Below are 25432 nucleotides of genomic sequence, written 5' to 3'. Positions count from 1 at the left end.
TTGATATTTCAGTAAAAAAAACGAGTGTTTTCCTTACTTAAAATAAAGATTTAATTGAATGATAAAGTTCTTAATGTCATAAAGAATAAAGAGGGGTAATACTGTTCAAAGAAGCGGTAGTAATGACCACTTATTCCTTAATAACATGAATACGTGTGTCTTTTTTACTTTTTTCTATTAAAATAACTTCTCCACTAACAAATTGATTTTGAACTTTAAAAAAATGAGATGCTGGTGCTGGCGAATTATGAACAACTACAAAAGTGTATTCTTTTTCACTTATAGTAAGGGTTACTGCTTCTACAACTTCGTCTGATAATAAAATGTTATTTCTATTATAAACGGGCACTTTTTTGTAGCTTAAAGTAGTTTCTTCGGGGAAATATAAAACGGATATAAATGAGGTAAATCCTTTCGCTTTTTTAAATAATTCTGCTCTTTTACTTTCTTCCTTTAGGTTGTATTCTGGCGACCACCAAGAATCTTCTAATGCTATTTCTACCTTTTTTATAGGTTGAATTCTTAAGTTATTTTTAGCATAGGTTGTCGTTAACCCATCATTTATAACTTCAACTTCTTTGTTGGGAAAATTAAAGTATTGTGAAAACTTATGTTCTCCACTGGTAGAAAAACTATCAAAAACTAACCAAACATTTGGTTTTAAAAACAACAATCTTCTTTTTAAAGAAACAGGATTATCTAATCTTTTATAAGCCGTATTTTCTGCTTCCCCATAATCAAAATCATCAGTAATTTTTGTGTAAATTCCTTGAGAACGCGCTTCATAACTATTTATCCAAGAATCTTTATAAATGGTATTTGGTAAATCATCTACCCCTAAAGTATTATGACTCTTATTACTTTTAAAGAATTCACGCCAATTATTATCTACATAAGAAAATCTGCCTCCATCTACCAAATAATCTGTATGATTTGCAAAAATTGTGAAATGTAAAAGGTTATCATGCCCGTGCCCACATCCTAACTTTTTTAGATGAAAACTAGCATAAGTAGCATCTTGCTCCCAAGAAGTTCTCATGTATAAATCGCCAGAACTTTGTTGAAATGTTGTAGAAAAATCTGGAGCTACACTTTTAATATTCTTGTATTGATTCGCTTTCTCACTTCCCAATAAAAAGAAAGTTTCATAATCTAACTCTTTAAACCCTCTCGATTTTAAAACAGAATCTGAATACAAATATGCTGCAAGTGTTAGTATTCCTCTCATATCTGTGTCATCACTATCCCCCAATAAAGGTTGATGAAAATTAGGCTTCTGCCATTTTACATTGGCATAAGCCATGTCTTTGGTTTTTTGCACAATCGCTTTGGGAAGTTGTATGTTTTTTTGTTGCGCCAACAAATTAACATTCATATAGCAATGAAAAACTTCATTATGATACATTGGTGACTGTTCCCATTGCGTTCCGTCTGGTAGAATTTGTAAATTTATACACGTAGTTAATTTATCTATTGCATCCTTTTGCCATTTTTTTGCCGATTTAAATTCGGTTAAAAAAAGGGAAACATTAAACAAGCCTTGAAGTTCTAAAACACCCCAATTACTCGTTTGAGAAAAATTACTAAAATCGCTATTTAAATAATTAGCATGTTCCTCTAAACTATTTAAAAATTTAGATAAAAATGCAGGAGTTACATGTTTCGAGTTTTTAATATACTCGAAAGATTTTATCCAGTTTTCACAACGAATTCCAGCTTCTATTCTTCTCCACGACAAACGTTTTAAACTGTCCTTTAATGGATTATTATCTATCCAATGTGTTGCCTGCTCTACAAACTCTTTGGCGTATTTTTCATCTTCTGTTAGTAAGTATGCTTTCCCTAAATCTATCCAAAATCGGTGTCTATTTAGCATATAACACCATTCTTCATCTCCATTCGGAATTGCAGTCCAATCAATTTCACCCTCAAATTGATGTGGAATATTTGTTTTTTCCATATCCCAATCGTATCGAAATAAGAAAAACTTATCTAAAATCTGATTTGCAACTTCAATGGTTGTTTCTACATCCTCTGGATACTTATTTTTAATGAAAGCGACATCCTTTTTATCAACTTGTAGATATAAATTGTCTTTTTCTCTGTATAAATCAAGTAAACGTTGTAAAGCTTGAGGTTCTTTATTATTTAAAATTAATTTCTCTACAGCATTTAATTTTGTTTGCTTAAAATCAAGTTTACTATAGAGCGTTTCATTTTTATTTTGAGCAGAAATATGACAAACCGACATTGCTAAAAGCAGAAGAAAAGAGTTTATTTTCATGTGTATTTACTTTATTTTATGAGTATTTTATGTGCCTATAAATCAATACTAAAAATATAATTAAAATTGCAATAGAAATTACCTACTAATTAATTATCAATTCGTTAAACTTATTTCTCTCTATAATAAAATTCTAGAGAACCTATTTACTTCACTATAAATTTATGTAAATCCTCTACCTTTTCACAACAAACTTGTTCCATTACTTGCTGAAATTCACGTTTCATTAAAGAGATAGTATGATCGCCACCTTGTTTTCCTAAAGCGCCAACACCATACATAAAACTTCTACCCATAAACGTAAATTCTGCACCACTTGCCATGGCTCTTGCAATATCTGGTCCACCACGCAAACCAGAATCAACCATAATTTTTATTTGATGCTTGTATTTTTTAGCCAACTCTGTCATTGGTACAATTGTAGATTGACCCGCATCTAATTGTCGTCCACCGTGGTTTGAAACAATTAAACCATCCACACCTAAATCAATTGCCTTTTGCGTATCTTCTTCACTTACAACACCCTTTATGACTAATTTTCCTTTCCATTGATCTCTTAAAGCTGCTATTCTATCTGTATTTAATCGACCAGAAAAAGTCTCATCCATAAATTCGCCTAGCTTTTTTAAGTTTAAACCTTTTGGCATGTACTTTTCCATGGTTTTAAACGCAGGTTGCCCGTGAATTAAAGTTTGAATTGCCCAATCTGGTTTTGTAAAAACCTCTAAAATATTTTTTACACTCATCGTTGGTGGCATTGCCAAACCATTTCTAACATCACGCGGTCTGTAACCAAAAGTAGGCACATCTGCTAAAATTACTAGTACATCTGTACCCGCATATGCTGCTCGATCTAGTAAATCTCTTTTCACTTGTTCATCCGTTGGATGGTACAGTTGAAACCAAGATTTTCCTTCTGTTATTTCTGCAATACGCTCTATACTAGAGGTTGTAACGGTACTTAGCACAAAAGGAACATTATGATCAAATGCTGCTTTCGCTAGTATTTCTGGTGCATTTGGCCACATTAATCCTTGCAAACCAACGGGCGCAATACCAAAAGGTGCGTCGTAGGTTTTACCAAATAATTCTGTTTTCAAATCAGATGTATCAAACTTCGACAAATATTGAGGTCTTAACTCTATTTTTTGAAGGTCTGTTCTGTTTTTATCTAGATTTATATCTTCATTACAGCCACCGTCTAAATACTCAAAAGCAAACTTTGGCATTTTTACCATTGCTCTTTTTCTTAGATCGGTTACTGAAGGATATTTCGGGTTTATTGTTAATTCCATAATTTAATACGATGCTTTTAATTGAAAAATATTTTCCATCAACAACCACTTTTCGCCTTTTTTGGCTGTAGGAAGCGCTTGTTGATACTTCCACATTAAGGTTTCCCATTCTTGAACTTTCGGATTAGTAGCATCTGATTCCGCTTTTGCTTCCGAAGAAAACTCCTCAGAAACATCCATAATCATAAACAGACGATTTCCAACTAAGTAAATTTCCAAAGCAACTATACCGCTGTCCTTAATACTCTTTAAAATTTCTGGCCAAACGTTTTCATGGTGTTTTTTATACCCTGAAATTAATTCACCATCATTTATTAAATCAAGTGCAAAACAGTGTCTATGCGTTTTCATGCTTCATGGTTTTAAATCCGAAAATTGCTACAACTGCCAAACATATTAATGGCAGTATAAAAGAAAAATTGATTTCTGGAATGTACCCTAATATTTTTGCATCATTAAAACCAGAACCTCCTATATCTAAAATACGACCTTGTATTACGGGTAAAAATGCACCACCAACAATTGCCATTACCAATCCGGCAGAACCAATTTTGGCTTCGTCTCCCATATTATTTAACGCAATTCCATAAATGGTAGGAAACATAATACTCATAAAAACAGAGGTTCCAACTAAACTATACAAACCGATATGACCGCCAATAAAAACGGTAATTGCTGTTGTAATTACCCCGCCAATACCAAAAATTAATAAAAGCTTTGATGGATTGATACGCTTCATCAACAAAGTTCCTAGCCATCTCCCTGAAAGAAATAACAACATTGCTGCTACATTAAACCAAGTTGCTGTAAGGTGTTCTGCTACGGGTAATGCTGCGTTCAAATTATCTACATATTGAAAAATGAATGTCCAACACATAATTTGTGCACCCACGTAAAATATTTGAGCCACAACGCCCATTAAATATGTTTTATTTTTCGCTAATTTTTTGAAAGTAGCAGACAATGCAATTTTAGTTTGCCCTTCTACCTTCGGAAATTTCACCATAATTATGGCAGCCATAATTATCAAGACCAAAACACCTAGGGCAATATATGGAACACTAATAATCCCTAAATCATTTTCACGAATAACCGCTAATTCTTGAGAGGATAATGCTTGATAAGCTTCTGCAGAATAATCATCTGAACGCAATGCATCAATAATAAAAACCTGTGCAACAACCATTCCTGTAAGTGACCCTAAAGGATTAAATGCTTGTGCTAAATTTAAACGTTGTGTTGCTGTTTCTTTAGCTCCTAAAGCTAAAATTAACGGATTTGAGGTGGTTTCTAAAAATGCCAATCCGCAAGTCATTATCCAAAGTGAAATCAAGAAAAATGTAAAGGTTTCAAATTGTGCCGCTGGAAAAAACAAAAACGCACCTATTGCGTACAATGATAGTCCAACAATAATTCCAGATTTATAACTGTATTTTCTAATAAATAATGCCGCTGGCAATGCCATAAAAAAGTACCCAAAATAAAAGGCAAATTGTACCAAAGAGGCTTCTGTATTCGAAAGTTCTGGCATTACTTTTTTAAATGCTGAAACCATTGGGTTTGTTAAATCGTTGGCAATTCCCCAAAGTGCAAATAACGAAGTGATTAAAATAAAAGGGACTAATATACTTTTAGAAACTATGGGTGTTTTTTGTGTATTGCTCATACTTGGTTGGTTTAATTGATTTTTGTTATTCTATGGCTCTATCTAAATGTGTATAACCACCATCAACAAAAAGCAACTGACCAGTAGTATGACCAGATTTTTCTGAAAGCAGGAAAGCCACAGTATCTGCAATTTCTTCAGCCGTAGTCATTCTTTTTTCAAAAGGAATATTTTTTGTTATTGCTGCTAATTTTTCTTCTTTATCAGGAAAAGTGCTAATCCACTTTTCATATAATGGAGTATAACATTCTGCAACTATTAAAGCATTCACACGAATACTATAAGGTAATAATTCTACTGCCCATTCTCTTGTTAATGCATTTCGTCCACCATTTGATGCAGCGTATCCAGAAGTTCCACCTTGCCCCGTAACTGAGGTTTTTGAACCTATATTTACAATAGCGCCTTTACTCTTTTTAAGTGCTGGCAAAGCATGATGCGCCATCAAATAATAGTGTGCCAAATTACGTTTTATAGACAACATGAAGTCTTCATAATTACCGGACTCTAAACCAACACTATCATTTACACCTGCATTATTAACCAAACCATCTATTTTTCCATATTTTGAAACAACACTTGCCACAGCAGCTTTACATTGCGCTGGATCTGTTAATTCTGCAATGGCATAAAAAAGTTCAATATTTTGCTCTTTATAATTGGCAACAACATCTGTAACGCTTGCTTTATTTCTAGTAATTATTACTGGTTTTGCACCTTCTTTAATCAAAGACTCAACAATACCTAAACCAATGCCTTTTGAGCCACCAGTTACTATAATTACTTTATCTTTTAATTTTAAATCCATAATTTTAATCTTTATTTAATTAAATTTAGTAGGTTTAATTACTTCTAAAACGCATCTAAAACAGGTCTTCCAGTCCAAAATTGTGGAATGTTTAGTCCTAAAATGTGCGCTATTGTTGCCCCAGTATCATAGGTTACAATACTTGTATTTAATGCTCCTTGCGTTTTAACACCTTTTCCATAAATTATCCAAGGAATTTCAACTTCTAAAAGTGTTTTTCCACCATGGCCTTTACCTATTCCACCATGATCAGAAGTGAAAATAATAATTGTATCATCCATCATTTTTTCTTTTTCTAATTTTTTTAATAAATTAGCCACCAAGTCATCAACCTTTTCAACAGCTGCATAATATGCTGGAGTATCGTGTCCAACTTCATGACCTTCATTATCTGGATGCGTTAAGTGAATAAATGTAAATACCGGTTTTTCATCTACAATAAAATTCAATGCTTTTTCTATTGTTTCTGGATCTTCTTTACCATTAAAATCTAAATCTACTAATTTCTTTTCAAAAAGAGAACCAATGCCGCCCCAAGTATAAGAAACCCCCATTTTAGCATTTGGCATTTGATTGTTAATTAAACTAAAAATAGTTGGATATATTCCTTCTTCCCCAAGCACTCGAGAAGGTAATTCTGGAACTTTACTTCCCCATTCTGTATAACCGTGTAATTCTGAACCTGAGCCCATAAGAATTGAAGCCCAATTTACTGCACTTGATGATGGTAAAACCGACCTCGCTTTTAACGAATATGCGCCAGCATTCATCATTTTTCTTATGGTAGGAATTTTTGCTTTTTCAAATGCATAAGCTCCAAAACCATCTGAACCAATAAGAATTACGTGCTTTGCTAAAGGTTGTTTTTGTTTAGTTTCTACCTTTGATGAACCACAAGAATTAAATACAAAAACAACGAGTATTAAAATTAGATATTTATTCATTTTTATAGTATTTAAGATTATAAAATGCGACTGCATTCTTGCCCATGATTAGTTCTTTTTCAGTTACTGAAAATTTTAAAATATAACGCTCAATAATGGCTAATACTTTCTCATAATTCCCAGATAATAAACACACAGGCCAATCGGATCCGAATAGAACTCTATCCACTCCAAAGGAATTAAAAACCACCTCTAAATAGGGAACGAAATCAGTATAACTCCAATTATTAAAGGATGTTTCTGTCACTAACCCTGATGCTTTACAATACACATTCGGAAATGTTGCTAAAGCTTCAATTTGTATTTTCCAAGTATCAATTTCACCTACTTTTATTGAGGGCTTTCCAATATGGTCTAACACAAATTTCTGATTTGGAAATTCCCGAACGAACTCAACCACCTCTTCTAGCTGATTATAGTGCACCAAAATATCATACGTTAAATTGTATTTTTCTAATGCTTTAATTCCTCGTTGAAAATCTTTACGAAGCATAAAACCAGCTGGTTCTGCTTGTACAATATGCCGCAATCCTTTTAATTTTTCATATTTTGAATAATAAGCTAAACGCTCATCAATAGTATCACTGCACAAATCTAACCAACCGACAACACCTTTTATAAAGCTGTTGTCTTTTGCTAAACCCAATAAAAATTCCGTTTCTTTTTCTGATTGATCTGCTTGAACAGCGATGCAACCATCAATATTGTTGGTTTTTAAAATTGGCTGTAAATCTTCAGGTAAAAAATCTCTTTTTAGCACAGCCATTTCCTCATTAATCCACGCATCTCTTTGCGGATTAAATTGCCAAAAATGTTGATGTGCGTCTATTTTCATCTAAATTACTTTGAATATGCTACCGCTTTTTGTTCTGAAACACCTAAACCTTCAATACCTAAACGCATGGTATCTCCTGGCTTTAAATATCTTGCTGGTTTAAACCCTAAACCTACACCAAATGGTGTTCCTGTAGAAATAACGTCTCCAGGTAATAACGTCATAAACTGACTGATATAAGACACACATTCTTGTACGTTGAAGATAAAATCTGATGTTGAAGAATCTTGTAATTTTTCGCCATTAACTTCTAGCCAAAGTTCTAGGTTATTTGGATCTTTAATTTCTTCTTTTGTTGCTAAAAAAGGTCCTAAAGGAGCGAATGTATCACACCCTTTTCCTTTACACCATTGTCCTTCTTTTTCAATTTGAAAAGCGCGTTCAGAAACATCGTTATGTAAAACATAACCTGCAATATAATCATCTGCTTCTTCTAATGTAATATACGAAGCTTTTTTACCAATAACAATTGCCAACTCTACTTCCCAATCGGTTTTCTCACTATTCTTCGGAATAATAACATCATCATTAGGTCCTACAATAGCAGTCGTAGATTTAAAGAATAACACAGGTTCTGTTGGTACTTTCATTCCTGCTTCAGCAGCATGTTTTGCGTAGTTTAAACCAACGCAAACCAATTTTGATGGCCTACCAATTGGCGAACCTAAGCGCACCGAATTAGCAACCGTTGGGCACTTTGCTTCATTAGATTTCAACCAATCTTTTAAACGGTTCAATCCATTCGTTTCGAAGAATTTTTCATTATAGTCTTCACCAAAAACACTAACATCTATACGTTTATTTTCTAATTGAAGTCCTGGTTTTTCTTGGCCTTCTGTTCCGAATCTTATAAGTTTCATTTTATATTATTTAATTATTCAAAAAAATCTAATTCAGCAATCGCTGCTGCTTTGTTTCCACCTGCAATTACTTTCGCCTCTAAACGAATATACCTTGTAGTAATTGCTTTCTCAAATTGGTGGTTTCTAGTTACTGGATCGTTTATTAAGTTTCCAAATTTGAAGTTACTAATAGTTGACCAGTTTCTACCATCCTTACTTCCTTTTAAAACACCTTCTTCTATCATACCGTTTCCATTTTCTTTTTGCGGCGTGTAAGCAAAAGCTTTTAACGTATATAATTTTCCTAAATCTACTTCTAAATAATGTAAATTCCTTTTGTCATTAGATAGCCAATATGTATCTGGATTTTCGTCAATAGCTAAATCACTTTTATTAGTAAGCGTCCAACTATCTTGTTGTGTAATTTTCCAATCTTTTTTTAGAATCCCTACTTTTCTTGACACTTCACTTCCGATACTATTTTTAGAAAAAGCTTTCGCTTTAATTTCACCAGATTCTATTTTAAAAGATTCCTCAAATAGTTTCGAGTCTTTTGTTGGGGTACTACCGTCTGTTGTGTAGCGAATTTCTACACCAGAATTGATATTACCTGCACTATCTTCTCCATGAGGTTTCCATCCAAAATCGTGTTTCTTTGGTTGAATCGTTACGTACCCATCAATATTTCTTATAATACTTAACTGTGGAGGTCTCGTTTTATAAAAATGCGCTGTAATGTTTGCTATTGCAGGCATAAGTCGAGATTCTAAAACACGGATTCTAAATTTATTTGACGTCGTTTCTGGAAAACGTAAAATACGTTTATAACCAATATTTGTTGCAGACGCTATTTCTTTCCAAGTATTATTTATCCAGGCATCTACCGCATGTTTTTCAACACGTTCACTATGTGTTGCAATGGCTTCTTGAAGGATTAATCTATTAATTGTTACAGGTTTTTCAGTTTCAATAACCAATTCTTTTACGTCAGCATTCAATAATTGAAAAGTAGCAACATCAGCATCTAATACATTTTTAGCTCCAGATGCATTCGCAAATAAATTGGTGGTATAAGTTTCATTAATTCGTTGTCCTACTTCCTCTAAAACACGCACATCTTCTGGTGAAAACAAACCTTCTCTATTTGGTGGAATATTTAGCAAAAACGTCGTATTCCCTCCTACCGAACGTTCGTACATATCAAAAACATCATCAACACTTCGTACTTTTTGCGAAGTATCGTCTCTATAAAACCATCCTTCTCGAATAGAGGTATTAATTTCTGCTTGCTGATAATGTAAATAATCTGCCTTGTATAGTTTCTCTCTGCTACCAATATCTTCACCTGTAATATCGGCAAAACTGTTCATTTCAAGTGGATTATTTTTATACGGAATCACATTCCATTCTGTAGCTCTTGTTGCACCAGCTTCATTACCACCCCATCTAATATCTTGCTTTCCAAAAACAACAGCTTCTGGTGCAAGCGCAGATATTAACTCTTTCCATGCTAAATAATTATATTTTTGTCCGCCTTTACGTTTTGGGTGCGCACCATCAAACCAAACTTCGTGAATTGGCCCGTACTCTGTTAATAATTCGAATAACTGATTTAAAAAATATTCATTATAATCATCAACATTAAAAGTAAATGTTGTTTTATTTTCAAAAGGTCTTCCTTCAATTGGTCTCGGAATAACGCGGTCTGAATAACTACTTAAATTACCATACAAACCTTCTTTATTTTCAATTTGAAATAAATCTGCTGGTGATAAATATACGCCTAACTTTAAGCCATATTTTTGACAAGAAGCAGCTAAATCTTTTAAAATATCACCTTTTCCGTCTTGAAAATCGGTAGACATGATACCTTGTTTTGTATAGCGACTTTGCCAAAGTACAAAACCATCGTGATGCTTTACCGTTAAGATTACCTTTTTCATGTTAGCAGCCTTCATCGCCTTACACCATTGGTCTGTATCTATGTTTTTTAGATCAAAAACACTAGGATCTTCAAAACCATTACCCCACTCCATTCTAGTAAATGTATTTGGACCAAAATGGATAAATGCAATAAATTCATCTTTTAAAGCTTCATATTGATTTTTTGTAGGAACCACATGCGCCGCTTTTACAATAATGGAATCTTTGGTATCATCCACGTCTATTTTAATCGTAGAATTTGTTTGCATCAATTGCCCATTTGTATTGGAACAAGAAACTGTTAATCCTATTAAAAAGACAGCGTAAAAAATATTTTTCATAAAAAGTGTTTTAATTAATTTCCATTCAACGTGACAAAACCTCCATCAATTGGAAAATTTGATCCTGTGATAAAAGAGGCTTCATCACTACATAAATACAATGCAAGATTTGCTATTTCTACAGGTTTTCCCATACGCCCGATCGGTTGTGTTTTTGAAAGTTTTCCAAACATTTCTTCTTGATTGTCTGGATAATTATTTTTGATAAATCCGTCTACAAAAGGTGTATGAACTCTTGCTGGCGAAATGCAATTACAGCGAATTCCGTCTGCAACATAATCTTTTGCTACAGAATACGTCATTGTTAAAACGGCTCCTTTTGTCATTGAATACGCAAATCTGTCATTAATACCAACTGAAGATGCAATCGAAGCCATATTAATAATCACACCACTCTTCTGCTTTTTAAAATACGGAATTGCGGCTTTTATTCCGTTATAAACACCTTTTATGTTTACGTTGTATAAACGGTCTAAATCTTCAGAGTTCGTGTTTTCTATATTTCCTACATGTGCAATTCCTGCATTATTTATCAAAATATCTATAGAATTATTTTTAGAGATTTCACCTAAAATCTCCTCCATTCTATCTTGATTTGCTACATCACATTTATAAAAACTAGCCGAACCGTTGTCGTTTTCAATTTCAGAAACAGTTGCATTTCCATTATCTTCATTAAAATCTAAAATACAAACGTGTGCACCTTGTTTTGCAAATGTGGTAGAAATTGCTTTTCCTATACCACTTCCACCACCTGTAATAATTGCTGTTTTTCCTTTTAAACTAAATATCATATTATGCTTTTTGTGATTTTTTAGTCCAAACTTCTCCGTTTGGAAAACTGAATTTCTCCAACGATGCTGGTTTCATTGTAATACTATATCCTGGTTGTTTTGGTGGCATGTATGCACCGTTTTTAATGACAACTGGTTCAAAGAAATGTTCGTGTAAATGATCTACATATTCAATAATTCTATCTTCCATTGTTCCGCTTACGCAGATATAATCGATCATAGACAAATGTTGCACATATTCGCACAAACCAACACCACCAGCATGCGGACATACTGGAACTTTATATTTTGCAGCCATTAATAAAATAGCCATAATTTCATTTACCCCACCAACTCTGCAACTATCAATTTGGCAAATTTGTAAAGCATCTGCCATAATTAATTGCTTAAACATTACTCTATTCTGGCAATGTTCTCCGGTAGCAACTTTTATAGGTGCTACTGCTCTTGCAATTTTTGCGTGTCCTAAAATATCGTCTGGACTTGTAGGTTCTTCAATCCAATACGGATTAAATTTCTTAAGTGATGCCATATTTTCTATCGCTTCATCTACATCCCATTTCTGGTTGGCATCCATCATCAACTGTAAATCGTCTCCAATTTCTTCACGAATAATTTGCGCACGACGCATATCATCTTTTAAATCAGATCCCACTTTTATTTTCATGTGCTTAAAACCATCCGCTTTCGCTTCTTGGCATAATCTACGCATTTTATCATCGCCATAACCTAACCAACCAGCTGATGTAGTATAAGCAGGATATCCACTTTCTAATAAAGTGTTGATACGTTCTTGTTTTGTAGCTTCATTATTTTTTAAAAGCTCTAAAGCTTCATTTGGCGTAATTGCGTCTGTGATGTAGGTAAAGTCAACACATTTAACAAATTCTTCTGGAGACATGTCTGCAATTAACTTCCAAAGCGGTTTCCCTTCAACTTTAGCGTATAAATCCCAAACGGCATTTACAACCGCACCCGTTGCTAAATGAATAACCCCTTTTTCTGGTCCTAACCATCGCAATTGACTATCGCCTGTAATCATCTTCCAAAAATCTCCCATATTTTCTGTGAAAGACTCTAAAGTTTTTCCCACTAATAAATGAGAAAGTGATTCAATAGCAGCCACACATAGTTCATTTCCTCTACCAATAGTAAAGGTTAATCCGTGACCTTCAAATTCTGGATGATCCGTTTTTAAAATGACATAAGCTGCCGAATAATCTGGATCTGGGTTCATAGCATCTGAACCATCTAAAGAATCGCTCGTTGGAAAACGAACATCTTTGGTTAAAATTTCGGTTATAGTAATTGTTTGTTTCATTTGTAAATTGGTATTGGTTTAGAGACTATTTAAAATCAGGAACGATTTCCTATCATCTCATTTCATAACCTTACAAATCTATGAGAAGAATTCTATGAAGTCAACTAAATATTCCACCTAAACTAATACTATTTTTGCACTTAACTTATTATTATAACTTATTTTGTATAATTACTATGTTTTTTGACATACCCTGAAGGTGACATTTTCTTTATTATTTTAAACTGTCTGTTAAAATTTGAAAGATTATTAAAACCAGATTCATACGCAACTGCAGCAACATTTAATTCGTTTTCTTGCAATAATTTACAAGCAAATCCAACCCGAATTTCATTCACGTATTTTGAAAATGTTTTTCGATGCACGCGTTTAAAAGACCTGCTAAATGCTGATGGATTCATGTTGGCAATATCTGCAACAGTTATAAGATTAATATCATTATTAAAATTCTTAAAAATATAAGCAATCACTTTGTTTGATAGTTTCGATTCTTCTAGTTTTAATGATGATACATAACCAGCACTTGCCAATAATTTAAAATCATCGTGTAAAGCCAACTGGTGCAATATTCCTATAAATTGATGTGTTTTATTAAAATCTGTTTCAGAATTTAAGGTTACAATCGCCTGACGTAAAGATTTTGGAACATTCTTAAACTGAATGCCTTGTTCTGCTTTCTTAAAAAGTGCCACAATAGGTTTTATTTCTGGTAACTGTAGAAAAGTATTTCCTAAAAAATCTTCCTTAAAATGAATAGAAATTGCTGCTGCTTTTAACGTGCTATTTTCATTAAAATACTTTGGGTCGTTCAACCACATGTGAGGCAAGTTTTTACCAATTAATACAACATCTTTGGGTTGAAACTTTTTGATACTATCTCCAATAAATCTTGTGCCCTTACTTTTTAAAACTGTTACCAATTCTAATTCTGGGTGGTAATGCCAAATTTTTAGAAAATTAGCATAGCTATTTTTTCTTACGAAAATAGAAGCTGTTGTATTACTACGATCTAATAAGTGTAATTTCATCGCTATTAAAATAGCACTTTTTTATGAATACAAAGGCTAAGATGCAAAAAAAGTATTATTAGAAAATAATAAACAAATTATAACAAATATTTAGCGATACTTTATATAATTACGTTCAGAACCAAAACCATTCATTAACTAGAGTTGAATCACCTTAAAGTCTTCAATTAACATGTGATTGTTCACCGTTCTAAATCCGAAATAGCCAGTTTTATAAGCATCAGAGTCATTTACTTTATAGATAATTTCTCCATCTCTAGCATAACTTGTAAAGTTATCTCTTACCACAATTTCGATATGCATTTTTTTATTAGCAGTAATCATAAATTTTTTATCAGACAAATCGTGCTCTGCCAATAACGGTCTGTTCACATTTCCATTATATCTTCTGAATCTTGTTTTTGTATTATGATGCCCACCATAACCAACATAGTAGGCAGTAAAATGATGATAATTAGGAAAATGACCCGCTCTATTTTTTGAGTTTGCAAAGAAATCATCTAAATTTTTAGGATCGTTTGCCATCCAAAGACAGTTCATGTCTGAAACCCGATCATATTCTCCACCTTCATCAATAATGGTAACATCATATTCAATTTTAATGTTTCCTTCTAATTTATTTTTAAACCAAATACTACACCCCTTTGCATCAATAATTTCTAATTTATTATTTTTAAAGATAGATGTTCCTTTTGGTTGTTGCTCTACAACCCAGTTTTCAGAAGTATTTAAAACATCTTTATAGCTTATTTTTTCTGACGACGAATTGCATCCAAAGAAAAAAAGAAGCAATACAAAAGTTGATAAACGAATTATTTTAAACATAAATTTTATTTTTAAATGACCAATGTTCATTATTATAAAATAATTGACATTGAATCTAAAGTGTCATTTCTGCGGTAGAAAAAAACCTCATCAAATAGAATTATTATGATGAGATTTCTCCTCGTTGAATTCGCTAGATACTTACAATCAAAATATTTTGATTGTAAGTAATATTCTGAATGCTATTAACTTGAACTATTTTTAATTTAAATTTACTTCATGCTGATTCGTAAAACCATCTTTCTTTATATTTGATAACTTATCGCTTAAATCTTTTACTTTTCCTGGATAGTTTGAAGCTACATTTTCTTGTTCGTTAGGGTCCTTTTTAATATTGAATAATTGTGGTTCTGTTTTAAAACCAGTTTCAATAATTGGTCCCCAAGGCACTAATTTTGGTCCGTCTAATGGGGCAATAAATTTCCAATCTCCTTCTAAATAAGAAACGGGTCCCATAAAACTTTCTTGTACTATAGAGGTTCTTCCGGTTCTATTATCTCCTAAAAAAACATCTAAAGCATTCTGACTATCAATTACATCTTCTTTTACTTTTCCGACACCTGTTAACGCTGCAAAAGAACTTAAAAAATCTACCTGACTAACCAACGCATTCGAAACAGTTCCTTTGCCTTTTCCGTTTGGCCAACGAATAATTAAAGGTATTTTAGTTCCACCGTTGTATGCACTGTACTTTCCGCCACGTAAACCTGCTGTTGGCTTATGAGTTCCTAACAATTCTTTTGCTTGATCTTGATAGCCATCATCTATAACGGGGCCATTATCACTAGAAAAAACAATAATGGTATTGTCTAATAAATTTTGTTCTTTTAAAGTCTTTACAATCTCGTTTACCGTCCAATCTAATTGTAAAATAACATCTCCTCTTGGGCCTAAACCACTTTTCCCTTGAAACATTTTATTCGCAATTCTTGGCACGTGAATATCATGAGTAGAAAGCAACAAAAAGAAAGGTTTGTCTTTATTTGAATTGATGAATTTTTTAGATTTATCAACCAATTCCATTGGTATCGTTTCATCATCCCACAAAGCTGCTTTTCCACCAGTCATATATCCAATTCTACTCACCCCGTTTACAATAGTGTTGTTATGACCTTGAGAGGGTTTCATGGTTAACAACTCAGGATTTTCCTTTCCTGTTGGCCAATCGCCAATTTTATTTTGATAATTTACAGTTACAGGATCATTAGGATCTAGATTTACAATATGATGATTTTCTACAAAAACACACGGAACTCTATCTCCAGTTGCAGGAATTAAATACGAATAATCGAAACCAATTTCTAAAGGACCAGGACTAATTTTATCGTTCCATTTTGGACCCGTTTTATCCCCTAAACCTAAATGCCATTTCCCAACAATTCCTGTTGTATACCCTGCAGCTTGTAAAACACCTGGTAACGTGGTGCTTTTTGTATCAATTAATAGGCCTGCATCTCCATTGGCAACGCCAGTTCCTTTTTTTCGCCATGCATAATTTCCTGTTAATAAAGAATATCTAGAGGGCGTACAAGTTGCTGCCGTTGCATACGCATTATCAAATAAAATACCTTCTTCTGCTAATTTATCAATAGCTGGCGTTTTAACTTCTGTTGCGCCATACGCACTAACATCTCCATAACCCAAATCGTCTGTATAAATAAAAACAATGTTTGGTTTTTGGTTTTTTTTTGTAGCTGTGTTTTCTTCTGATGTCTTGTTTTTACAACTAATTATTGCAAAAGTAGTTAAGATGTACACTAAGAAAGTGCTGTTTTTTAAAGTCATAATTTATCTGATTAATAGTAATTTTAATAGGGTTTGTCAAACAATTTACTTGACGACATTTTGCTGTTACTTGGTAAAATAATCTTTCTTAAAAATTTAGTATCGTTTGTTTTAATGCACCAATCTATTAATTTTTTTCGATATTGATCTAGTTCAGGTAGGTATTTTTGGGATGCAACTAAATTAATCATTTCTAATGGGTCTTTTTGTAAATCGAAAAATTGTTCTCTGTTTTTACCCCAACTGTATAAAACATACTTGTATTCCTTACCGATTAACGCTCTTCCTGTAGTTCCGTAGGCTTGTTTTCCTGCAAATTTTGTTTCGGTAACCACAAAATCTCTTTCAAAATTATGTTGTGGATTGTTGATGGTTGGTTTGATGGATTTCCCTAATAGTTCTTTCGGAATTTCAATTTCTGCAAAATCTAAAATAGTTGGAAATAAGTCTAATCCGCTTGAAATTAGAGACGTATTTATTTTTCCTTCGGATGAGTTTTCGTCTTTATAACTGATAATAAAAGGCACATTGATACTTTCTTGAAACAACGCCGTTTTCTGATTCCAGCCATGAGAAGCATTTCCATCTCCATGATCGCTTGTAAAAATAATGATGGTACTCTCTCTCAAGCCTAAAGCTTCTATCGCATCAATTATTTTACCAATCTCTGCATCTACTTTTTCAACTAATTGATAATAGGTATACCTGTATTTTCGCCAATCTTCTTTGGTGAAATTTTGAGTAGGATATACTTTTTTATTTGCTGTTTGTTCTATTTCTAAAGCTTCTGGAAACGTGTTTGACTTTTCAAAATTTATGGGTAATTCAGGCGTTTTATCCAAAGAAACTTTTGGAATATTACCATACGGTAATGGTTGATTTCTTGCCCACTCGCAAATGCTATGAGGATTATCGAAAGAAGCTACCAAAAAGAAAGGTTGTGGATTGTCTTTTCTCGATTTTAAATACTCAATAGATTTTTCTGCCAAAGGAATATCATCAAACTCCGCTATTTTCTCAAAACCACTATTGCTTGGTAGCTCCACCTCTGGCGCATGCCATTTTCCACCATAAGCTGCATGATATCCTGCTTTTGTTAAGGTATGTGCTAAATTTTTATTTTTAAGCGCTGTATTGATTGTTTTATCTTCATTAGAATTCACACCAATTTCGTGTGGTAATTTTCCTGTAAAAATACTAGAACGTGAAGGGCTACAAAGTGGAAAGGTAACATAGGCATTTGTAAAACGAGTTCCTGTTTTTGCTAGCTTGTCTAAATTAGGTGTTTTTACATCAAAATTACCAGCAATACTTAATGCTTTTGCTTGGTGTTGGTCTGTTAAAATTAAGACGATGTTAGGTTTGTTTACTTTTGACGAGGCAATTTTTGGAACAGATTTTATTTTCTCATTTTGTTGACAAGAATATATGAAAATAGAAATCATAGAAAAAAGTATAAGTAGCTTTCTATTGTATGTCTTAAATTGTTTTATCATTTTACCAAAGCTATTTTTTTATTAATCTAATATTCTATGAATCGATTTTCCTTTATAAACATCTTTTGGCATTTTAAAATGATAGTTTTTATCATTAAAAATAATATCCATAGAGTTTAATTTTTGAGTTGAATCTGCCAAGGTAATTTTCCATTGCTTCTCAATTTTTTCAATTTGATACAATCCTGGCTGTTTAAATTCTAAATTTCCCAAACCTTTTATGTGCTGTTTTAAAGGTTTATAAATCGTCATTAAGAACACGTTATTGTCTTTACTTTTTATAATTTGTGCTTTGTTGTTATTCTGAATAATTTCAAAATTTAGCTTTACTTTTTTATTATGAGGTTTAAAATTTGGAAAAATTGCATACGCATATTTCGAATTTTGTGGCTTTATTTCTGGTGTAACTTTTATGGTAAATATTTTCCCTGAAATTATATCATTTGGATATTTTGCAATGATTTCATGCCAACTTCCAGTATGTGTTTTGTTTGATATATTTAGTGTTGTATTTTCTAATGGAATATAAGTACTATTATTATGATACACCCAATTTACCTTTTGATTGGTGATTTCAGATGCTGGTTTTAGCGTTTTTACAGTATCAGTAAAATAATTTACAGCACCTTTTAGCCAAGTTTGATTTAAAGTAGTAGTTACTGCATCTGTATTTAAAGTTGTAATTCCTGCTCCCAAACAAATTAATTGATTGTTTAAAAAGAAATATGATTTTTTTGCAGTTAGCGAATCTCTGTTCAGTTCAAATGCCATAATACCATTCAAGCCATTTGAGATTCCGCCTGTAAAATCAGCATTATTTCTATAACCCGACCAAGGCAATACTTTTAAAGGTGTATCACTTTCAAAAGAAGTTACTCCTGGTAAGTTTCTCCAATTCCACAAAGGGAAAATATCATCATATTCTTTTCCAGTAACCGAAATATAACAAGCACCATCGGCTAAATAATATCCTTTTAAATTCTCGTTATTTCCTGCTTCTGCACCAATAACTCTTTTGGATGACATTTTTATACTGCTGTACCAATCTTTAGAACGATACACCATCATGTCTGAAGTAAAATAGTTTGTAATTCCTGTTAAGTTTGATTCGCTGATCTCAGAAAAATTACGATTGATAAATTGCTGATAGCTGTTTTTATTATTTGCATCTACCTTTATTAAATCTACAGCTGCAAACCCAATTGCCAACGCTTTTAGTTCTTGCGAATGTTTAAAAAATTGTCTTCCTAAAGAATTGATATCAAAGTAACCTTGCCAAGTAAGTTGATTAAAACCTTGGTTAAAAAGATTTCTTAAAATGGCTATTTTATCTGTATCTAATTGAAAACTGGTATTTGCAAAAATAGCAGCATAAGAAGTTTGTGTTGTAAAAAAAGCCAATCCATAATTTCCAAATTGTTGTTGTGGCCCATGTTGATGAAAGCTAAAATCTGTTTTTATTCCTTCTGATTTAGAAATTTTTATTTCTGAAACAATGGTATCTCTTGCTTGTTGCGCTAATTTTTCATTATCGGTTAACAAGGCTTTATAGAACACATTACAAGCTTGCCAAACCTTGTTTTGTCCTGTTCTTCCAAAATTTGCTTGACGCATTACTTTTAGACCATCATTGTATTCTTGTTTGCTGAGTTCATTTCTCATCATAATTAGAATTGGTCCAAAAGATTTCGGAATTCCGATTTCATTGTACCACCAATTATCATTTTGAGGCATATTCTTAAACCAATATCCTAAACCTTGATGAATTAGCTTTTTTAAACGTTGGTCTTTGTAATATTTAGAGTTTTCACGTAAATATTCTTTAGTAACTAGGAGTATTCTATCTACATGATTTTTAAGTTGCCAACCAGATGCTTTTATATCGGTATAATCAATATCTGTCCAAGTACCATCAACCTTAAAATCTTTTAAAATTTTCTCTAATGAAGTAGTGCTTGGTTTTTTTCTTTGATATAATTCTACATAAATTTCATCGCCATTATTCTTGTCCCAAGTAACATCTTTCAATTTTTGCTTGAGCGTTGATGGGTTTTCTGCCAAAAAATAAGCGGCCACATTTTTACTAAGCTGGTGTGTTTCTGATTGCTGTGAAAAAGCGTTACCAAAAAATAAAACTATAAAAAAGAACACCGAAAACCATTTTTTATTTACAACTACATTCATAGGCAATGATTTTAGCGATAGTTTATTAAACAAATAATCTAAGTCTTCTTTTTATGAAATTTAAAATTCAATTTTAAAACCTGTTATTGGAATTTCATTCTCAGCATATAATGGCATTTCAATTTGTAAACCTTCATTGGTTTGCTTCCATTTTACCTTTTGATTACTTCCTAATATTTTTATAGTATTAATCTTTAATTTACTATCAAAAGCAAGCGATTTAATAAGCACATTTTTTTCAGTTGTGCTACAAACATAGGCGTACAAATAATTTTCTTTTTGTGTAAATCTTACTTCTGGAAAAATCAATTTTGAGGTTGCATCATTTTCTGCATCTTTCATGGTATTTTCTGAGTCGGATTTTTCGTCATCAGAAACAATTGAAACATCCGCTAATAATTCGTTCGTTTTTTTCCATGGAGAAGAACCATAAATACCTTCAGAATTTTGTTGCATCCAACGGCCCATTTCTGCCAATCTTTCTTGGGCAAGTTGCGTTATTTCACCTTCTGGAGTTGGCCCATTATTTAAAAGTAAATTACCTCCTTTGCTTACAATTTCTAAAAGCTGTCTGGTCATTAATTCAGATGACTTGTACACAGTATCATATTCTACAAACCCCCAATTTCTACTCATGGTTATACAAGCTTCCCAAGGTTTGTTTAATTTTTCTTTGACAATTTTTTGTTCAGTTACTAAATAATCTCCTTCATCATTTCCAATTCTGCTATTAATAATACAGTTGGGTTGAATATCTAAAATAAATTTTCGTAATTCTTTGCTTTCTTCTATACTTATCATTCCTGGTGTATCAAACCACATAATATCTATTTCGCCATATTGTGTAAGCAATTCTTTAACTTGAGGTTTTACTTTTCTTTCAAAGTATGTATTAAAAACTTTGGCATCTTCATCTGGGTAATCCCAAGTGTTGCTTCTTCCCGCTTTAACAGGCCAATTAGTTGGTGCATCTGGATCTTGCCAATCACGTCCTAAAGAATAATAGAAACCAAATTTCATATCGTATTTTCTACAAGCATCTACAAGTGCTTTCATTGGGTCTTTTGCATAAGGCGTTCTGTCAACAATGTCATAGTCACTAGAAGGAGAATTAAACATCGCAAAACCATCATGATGTTTAGAAGTAATTACAATGTATTGCATACCTGCTTCTTTTGCAGTAAGCACCCATTTTTCTGCATCGAAATCTATTGGGTTAAAATCATCCGCTATTTTTGCGTATTCTTTCCACGGAATACGTTCGTGCAACATAAAATGTTCTTTTCCTTTTGCTTTGCGCCCGTCCCAAAAACCAGCAGTTTTAGAATACAGACCCCAATGCATAAACATTCCGAATTTTGCATCTTTCCACCAAGTCATTTTATCTTGATTTTCTTGTGTTTTATTTTTGGTATTGCATCCTAATAGCAGGAATAAAAAACTTACAATAAATAGTGTTTTTAAAAAGAGCGTCTTCATATTTTTTATTATTATCTAACAACAGTAGAATGCAACTGTTCAAGTTTCCAAATATTATTTTCTTTAATGGCAATGGCACTTTCTAGCCAATGTGCCTTACCAAGAGTATCCTTTTCTCGCACCCAAACAGCATAATTATTATAGGCAATCCATATTGTCTTTTTATTATGAACTGTTTTTAAGAATTCAAATTTATTTCGTCTTTGAACTTCATTTTTACCTATTTGCCTTTCTCGTATGTAGGTTGTTATCGAATCATTGTTCCAAACCACTCCGTTTTCTAAAAGAATAAAATCTTTTGTATAATGATTTAAAACTTTCGTTGAATCTAAGTCTGAAAAAACATCTTGAAATGATTTTGAAATGAGCTCTTTTACAGCATCAACATCTTGTTGTTTTTGTAAATCAGTAATTTCAATTGTATTCTTTGTATTAGACTTTACATTATTTTCACAAGAATACGTGAGTAAGATTACTAATAAAACAATTATTTTTTTCATTTATACATAATTTTAAAGCTTCTTAAAAATAGATTAAGCCAAATAAAACACACTAATTTTTAACGAAGGTATTTGCTTTGTATCCTTCTAAAATCAAGAAATAAATTCCTTTTGGTAGAGAAGCTACCTCTATTTTATTGGATGCTGTTGCTATTTTAGCAGTCTTAATAATTCTTCCTAAATTATCAGATATCTTATACGAAGTATCTTCTTTTAATCCGTTAATAAAAAGAAAATCTGCCGTTGGATTAGGATATATTGAAACAGACAAAAGTTCATTTTTTGCAACGCTTAAAACCTGTGATGTTCCTTTTGTGTACATTATATTATCGAATAATGTTTTTTCTGATGTCGTATTAACATTAGAAGACATAATTATAGCATCACTACTCTTAGCAACTGGATAATATGCATAATCATTTGCATCGCCACCATCTGCAATTATTTCTGCACTCATAACACTATTAATACCTATTAAATGTTCTTTGGTTAATTGAGTTACATAACTAGGTGTTGCATAATATTGAATATCTCCGTCTGGGGCAATAGAAACACCAAACGTCCACCAAGTATTTTTACCTCCATTAGGCGCATTTGTATCTTGTAAAATATCTCTTCTGCCTGGACCCCTTAAAACGAAAAAAGATCCATGACACCAAATTCCTGGCCAAGAACTATAAGAATCACCTAATGCATTAAATTTTATTGGCATTCTTAATGAGGTAACAACGCTATTATTATCTAAATAATCTGGCACAAATGTGTGCATCATAACAGATGGAGTTTCTGCTGGAGTCCAACCTGCACCCGTCATAAAAAAATCATCTTGATCTTCTGTATCTGCTGCACCATAAACATTTGTACCAACAGCAGATGGATTATTATTATACCAAGCTGCATCCCTATCAAAAGAACGAAAAGCCATTACTTGACTTCCTGAAGAAGTTACTGATTGTGGGTTTGCAATAACAGACACGTCTTCTGGTGCTCCTCTTTGAGTTCCTGTTAAACTAAACCCTGTTCCTGCCCAACCATTGCCATAATTAAACTTTTCAGTAAGTTGAATAGTACTTTCAAAATCTAATTTTTTAACTGATGTACCTGTTCCTGGAATGTATAAGGTAGTTTGTGCCATTATTACTGAACAAAACAAGAAACTAGTTATAATGGAAATCTGTAATTTATTTTTCATGATATTCTATTTTATTTTTGCACTAGCTCTATTCTATTTAATCCTAAGCCTTTAGTCCATTTTCCTGCACCAATTTCAAAACCTTTTAATTGTAAAGAATAGGTTCCTTTTTTTGTAAACTCTATTTCACCAACATTACTACCAATTTCTTTGTAAAAGAATAAAGTCGGATTTACAATTTCTGTATCTCTTGTTAAAGAAACCGGAATTATTTTACCCGCCACTTGTACACTTCCTTTTTGGTCAGCACCTGTCCAATCTGGCTTAGAGTGATTTCCTTTTTCATTAGAAACAATTTTTATTTTAAACTTCCCAGGTGTATGCACTGTAAAGTTCCAAGAAGATAGTTTTTCGTCTTTCATATATTGACTTGTAATTCTATCTAAACGAATATCATTTTCTATGTTTTGTGATATTTTTTTATCAATATTTAATTCAGCACTTTTAAGTTCAACAACTATTGGAGTTGCAAAATCTTGTTTTGTAACAGTAGATAAATCGATACTTAAAAAACGCCCGTCTTGCGTAAAACTTAGATTATCAGAACTTCCTAATGCAGTTATTTTATCAGCTTTTGTTAACAAACCATTCAACTCAATTCGATTGCTTTTTGGCCAATTGAAGACGTTTAAATACATTTTATTTTCATTTTGAGTAACATATCCCCAGTTATAATTCCAAGGAAAAGGAGAAGCTGTTGTATTGTAAACAGATTCGCCGTTCTTTTTTAACCACTCTCCTGCAATTTTCAAATTCTTAACAGGTTCAGATGGAATTAATCCGTTAGCCATTGGACCAACATTTAATAAATAATTTCCGTTTCTACTTGCAGATGCAATTAGAGAATTTATAATAAAACCAGGTTCTCTCCATTCTTTGTCATCTTTTCTGTACCCCCAAGAACTGTTCGTTGTTCCTGCCATTTCAAAAGGAATTTCAAATTGATCTCCCGTAGAATAATTATCCGAAGGCGTAAAAAAATCGAAGTACATATCTTTATTTAAACTCGTTGGCGCTACTTCATCTCCAATTCTAGAGCTAATAATAATATTGGGTTGTAGTTCTTTAGTGATTTTTACAAATTCACGAATTTCCTCATTATCCAAACCTTTTCCCATGTCAAACCAAAGAATATCTATAGTCCCATAATTGGTTAAGATCTCTTTTAACTGAGGAAAAGATTTTTCCTTTAAATACTTAGAACGATCCATATCATTTGGGTCAAAATCTACTGTATTCATTCGGTTTTGTAATTCGCCTTCGCCAATATATGCTTGTGGATGATCCCAATCAATAGCATGAGAATAATACAATCCGAATTTTAAACCTTGTCTATGGCACTCGTCTTTTAATTCCTTAATAACGTCTCTACCAAAAGGCGTATTCATCACATCATAATCAGAAACCTTAGAATCAAACAATGCAAATCCATCATGATGTTTAGAGGTAATCACAATGTATTTCATTCCTGCAGCTTTTGCAATAGACACCCATTCTTCTGCACTAAATTTTGTTGCATTAAAAGTTTCCATCAATTTTTTGTACTCAACTGCTGGTATTTTTAAGGTATTCTGAATCCATTCTGCAATTTTCGGCGTTACTTCTCCCTTATATTCTCCACCTAACTGAGAGTATAACCCCCAATGGATAAACATACCATATTTAGCATCTTTCCACCATTGCATTCTTTCTTGATACTCCTCTTCAGTTTCATAAGGTAAATCTACTTTAGAAGGTGTATTGCTTTTAAAATACGCCTCAATATTACTTTGGTAGTTTAATTCTTCTGAACTGTTTACTGACTCTTTTTTAACATCCTCTTTACAAGAAGTAAAAATAACGATGAAACCTAAAAAAAGTAGGTTGTAGAAATAGTTTGCTTTCATTTGT

20 protein-coding genes are annotated in these 25432 nt (G+C 32.5%); all 20 read right to left on the bottom strand.

All coding sequences use genetic code 11. The features are described from left to right. Positions 1–130: 130 nt before the first annotated feature. The 20 genes from ES045_RS12485 to ES045_RS12390 all read right to left on the bottom strand — a co-directional run bounded on the left by ES045_RS12485 (position 131) and on the right by ES045_RS12390 (position 25428). Positions 131–2284, bottom strand: coding sequence for an alginate lyase family protein (locus ES045_RS12485; protein WP_147116626.1), 2154 nt, complete (start codon positions 2282–2284; stop codon positions 131–133). A gap of 146 nt (positions 2285–2430) precedes the next feature. Next, complete coding sequence (locus ES045_RS12480; RefSeq protein WP_147116625.1) at positions 2431–3579, bottom strand: alpha-hydroxy acid oxidase; 1149 nt, start codon at positions 3577–3579, stop codon at positions 2431–2433. Positions 3580–3582: 3 nt separating this feature from the next. After that, on the bottom strand, positions 3583–3930 hold the full coding sequence (locus ES045_RS12475; protein WP_147116624.1) for an L-rhamnose mutarotase: 348 nt from the start codon (positions 3928–3930) through the stop codon (positions 3583–3585). Next, on the bottom strand, positions 3917–5245 hold the full coding sequence (gene fucP, locus ES045_RS12470; protein ID WP_147116623.1) for an L-fucose:H+ symporter permease: 1329 nt from the start codon (positions 5243–5245) through the stop codon (positions 3917–3919). Before fucP ends, ES045_RS12475 begins: the two co-directional genes overlap by 14 nt. Before the next feature lie 25 nt (positions 5246–5270). Continuing rightward, on the bottom strand, positions 5271–6053 hold the full coding sequence (locus ES045_RS12465; protein ID WP_147116622.1) for an SDR family oxidoreductase: 783 nt from the start codon (positions 6051–6053) through the stop codon (positions 5271–5273). Between the two features lie 44 nt (positions 6054–6097). Continuing rightward, positions 6098–6997: an alkaline phosphatase gene (locus tag ES045_RS12460; RefSeq protein WP_147116621.1), complete on the bottom strand. Its 900-nt coding sequence runs from the start codon at positions 6995–6997 to the stop codon at positions 6098–6100. Beyond that, on the bottom strand, positions 6990–7832 hold the full coding sequence (locus ES045_RS12455; RefSeq protein ID WP_147116620.1) for an amidohydrolase family protein: 843 nt from the start codon (positions 7830–7832) through the stop codon (positions 6990–6992). The genes ES045_RS12460 and ES045_RS12455 overlap by 8 nt, the downstream gene beginning before the upstream one ends. A gap of 5 nt (positions 7833–7837) precedes the next feature. Continuing rightward, positions 7838–8692 (bottom strand): fumarylacetoacetate hydrolase family protein, encoded by an 855-nt coding sequence (locus tag ES045_RS12450; RefSeq protein ID WP_147116619.1) that lies wholly within the window; start codon positions 8690–8692, stop codon positions 7838–7840. 14 nt (positions 8693–8706) lie between these two features. After that, positions 8707–10938, bottom strand: a complete 2232-nt coding sequence (locus tag ES045_RS12445) for an alpha-L-fucosidase (RefSeq protein WP_147116618.1) — start codon at positions 10936–10938, stop codon at positions 8707–8709. A 14-nt stretch (positions 10939–10952) separates the two neighbouring features. Then, positions 10953–11732 carry an SDR family NAD(P)-dependent oxidoreductase gene (locus ES045_RS12440; protein ID WP_147116617.1) on the bottom strand — a complete coding sequence of 260 codons (780 nt, stop codon included), beginning with the start codon at positions 11730–11732 and terminating at the stop codon, positions 10953–10955. A 1-nt stretch (position 11733) separates the two neighbouring features. Then, positions 11734–13053, bottom strand: coding sequence for an L-fuconate dehydratase (locus tag ES045_RS12435; protein WP_147116616.1), 1320 nt, complete (start codon positions 13051–13053; stop codon positions 11734–11736). 158 nt (positions 13054–13211) lie between these two features. Continuing rightward, positions 13212–14081, bottom strand: a complete 870-nt coding sequence (locus ES045_RS12430; protein ID WP_147116615.1) for an AraC family transcriptional regulator — start codon at positions 14079–14081, stop codon at positions 13212–13214. Positions 14082–14219: 138 nt separating this feature from the next. Next, a complete protein-coding gene (locus ES045_RS12425) occupies positions 14220–14906 on the bottom strand; it encodes a DUF6250 domain-containing protein (RefSeq protein ID WP_147116614.1) in 687 nt (228 codons plus the stop codon). Positions 14907–15107: 201 nt separating this feature from the next. Beyond that, on the bottom strand, positions 15108–16691 hold the full coding sequence (locus tag ES045_RS12420) for a sulfatase family protein (protein WP_147116613.1): 1584 nt from the start codon (positions 16689–16691) through the stop codon (positions 15108–15110). Between the two features lie 23 nt (positions 16692–16714). Beyond that, on the bottom strand, positions 16715–18187 hold the full coding sequence (locus ES045_RS12415; RefSeq protein ID WP_147116612.1) for a sulfatase: 1473 nt from the start codon (positions 18185–18187) through the stop codon (positions 16715–16717). A 21-nt stretch (positions 18188–18208) separates the two neighbouring features. Further along, positions 18209–20371, bottom strand: coding sequence for a polysaccharide lyase family 8 super-sandwich domain-containing protein (locus ES045_RS12410; protein WP_147116611.1), 2163 nt, complete (start codon positions 20369–20371; stop codon positions 18209–18211). Between the two features lie 60 nt (positions 20372–20431). Further along, positions 20432–21850: an alpha-L-fucosidase gene (locus tag ES045_RS12405; RefSeq protein ID WP_147116610.1), complete on the bottom strand. Its 1419-nt coding sequence runs from the start codon at positions 21848–21850 to the stop codon at positions 20432–20434. Positions 21851–21861: 11 nt separating this feature from the next. Next, a complete protein-coding gene (locus ES045_RS12400; RefSeq protein WP_147116609.1) occupies positions 21862–22350 on the bottom strand; it encodes a DUF4440 domain-containing protein in 489 nt (162 codons plus the stop codon). A gap of 52 nt (positions 22351–22402) precedes the next feature. After that, entirely contained in the window at positions 22403–23542 is a 1140-nt protein-coding gene (locus ES045_RS12395; protein ID WP_147116608.1) for a T9SS type A sorting domain-containing protein, read from the bottom strand. Between the two features lie 11 nt (positions 23543–23553). Continuing rightward, positions 23554–25428, bottom strand: coding sequence for an alpha-L-fucosidase (locus ES045_RS12390; protein WP_147116607.1), 1875 nt, complete (start codon positions 25426–25428; stop codon positions 23554–23556). Positions 25429–25432 lie beyond the last annotated feature (4 nt).

The sequence above is a fragment of the Polaribacter sp. IC073 genome (assembly GCF_007997075.1).
Taxonomy (GTDB): domain Bacteria; phylum Bacteroidota; class Bacteroidia; order Flavobacteriales; family Flavobacteriaceae; genus Polaribacter.
The sequence above is the reverse complement of the archived record's forward strand: the minus strand, read 5'-3'. Positions and strand labels throughout refer to the sequence as shown.

What these genes read in the sequence shown, in the direction of transcription:
- ES045_RS12390 (WP_147116607.1), bottom strand. Translation starts at nt 25,428, where the DNA reads ATGAAAGCAAACTATTTCTACAACCTACTTTTTTTAGGTTTCATCGTT.
- ES045_RS12440 (WP_147116617.1), bottom strand. Translation starts at nt 11,732, where the DNA reads ATGATATTTAGTTTAAAAGGAAAAACAGCAATTATTACAGGTGGTGGA.
- ES045_RS12465 (WP_147116622.1), bottom strand. Translation starts at nt 6,053, where the DNA reads ATGGATTTAAAATTAAAAGATAAAGTAATTATAGTAACTGGTGGCTCA.
- ES045_RS12410 (WP_147116611.1), bottom strand. Translation starts at nt 20,371, where the DNA reads ATGAATGTAGTTGTAAATAAAAAATGGTTTTCGGTGTTCTTTTTTATA.
- ES045_RS12405 (WP_147116610.1), bottom strand. Translation starts at nt 21,850, where the DNA reads ATGAAGACGCTCTTTTTAAAAACACTATTTATTGTAAGTTTTTTATTC.
- ES045_RS12450 (WP_147116619.1), bottom strand. Translation starts at nt 8,692, where the DNA reads ATGAAACTTATAAGATTCGGAACAGAAGGCCAAGAAAAACCAGGACTT.
- ES045_RS12480 (WP_147116625.1), bottom strand. Translation starts at nt 3,579, where the DNA reads ATGGAATTAACAATAAACCCGAAATATCCTTCAGTAACCGATCTAAGA.
- ES045_RS12400 (WP_147116609.1), bottom strand. Translation starts at nt 22,350, where the DNA reads ATGAAAAAAATAATTGTTTTATTAGTAATCTTACTCACGTATTCTTGT.
- ES045_RS12425 (WP_147116614.1), bottom strand. Translation starts at nt 14,906, where the DNA reads ATGTTTAAAATAATTCGTTTATCAACTTTTGTATTGCTTCTTTTTTTC.
- ES045_RS12395 (WP_147116608.1), bottom strand. Translation starts at nt 23,542, where the DNA reads ATGAAAAATAAATTACAGATTTCCATTATAACTAGTTTCTTGTTTTGT.
- ES045_RS12445 (WP_147116618.1), bottom strand. Translation starts at nt 10,938, where the DNA reads ATGAAAAATATTTTTTACGCTGTCTTTTTAATAGGATTAACAGTTTCT.
- ES045_RS12415 (WP_147116612.1), bottom strand. Translation starts at nt 18,187, where the DNA reads ATGATAAAACAATTTAAGACATACAATAGAAAGCTACTTATACTTTTT.
- ES045_RS12460 (WP_147116621.1), bottom strand. Translation starts at nt 6,997, where the DNA reads ATGAATAAATATCTAATTTTAATACTCGTTGTTTTTGTATTTAATTCT.
- ES045_RS12475 (WP_147116624.1), bottom strand. Translation starts at nt 3,930, where the DNA reads ATGAAAACGCATAGACACTGTTTTGCACTTGATTTAATAAATGATGGT.
- ES045_RS12485 (WP_147116626.1), bottom strand. Translation starts at nt 2,284, where the DNA reads ATGAAAATAAACTCTTTTCTTCTGCTTTTAGCAATGTCGGTTTGTCAT.
- ES045_RS12430 (WP_147116615.1), bottom strand. Translation starts at nt 14,081, where the DNA reads ATGAAATTACACTTATTAGATCGTAGTAATACAACAGCTTCTATTTTC.
- fucP (WP_147116623.1), bottom strand. Translation starts at nt 5,245, where the DNA reads ATGAGCAATACACAAAAAACACCCATAGTTTCTAAAAGTATATTAGTC.
- ES045_RS12435 (WP_147116616.1), bottom strand. Translation starts at nt 13,053, where the DNA reads ATGAAACAAACAATTACTATAACCGAAATTTTAACCAAAGATGTTCGT.
- ES045_RS12455 (WP_147116620.1), bottom strand. Translation starts at nt 7,832, where the DNA reads ATGAAAATAGACGCACATCAACATTTTTGGCAATTTAATCCGCAAAGA.
- ES045_RS12420 (WP_147116613.1), bottom strand. Translation starts at nt 16,691, where the DNA reads ATGACTTTAAAAAACAGCACTTTCTTAGTGTACATCTTAACTACTTTT.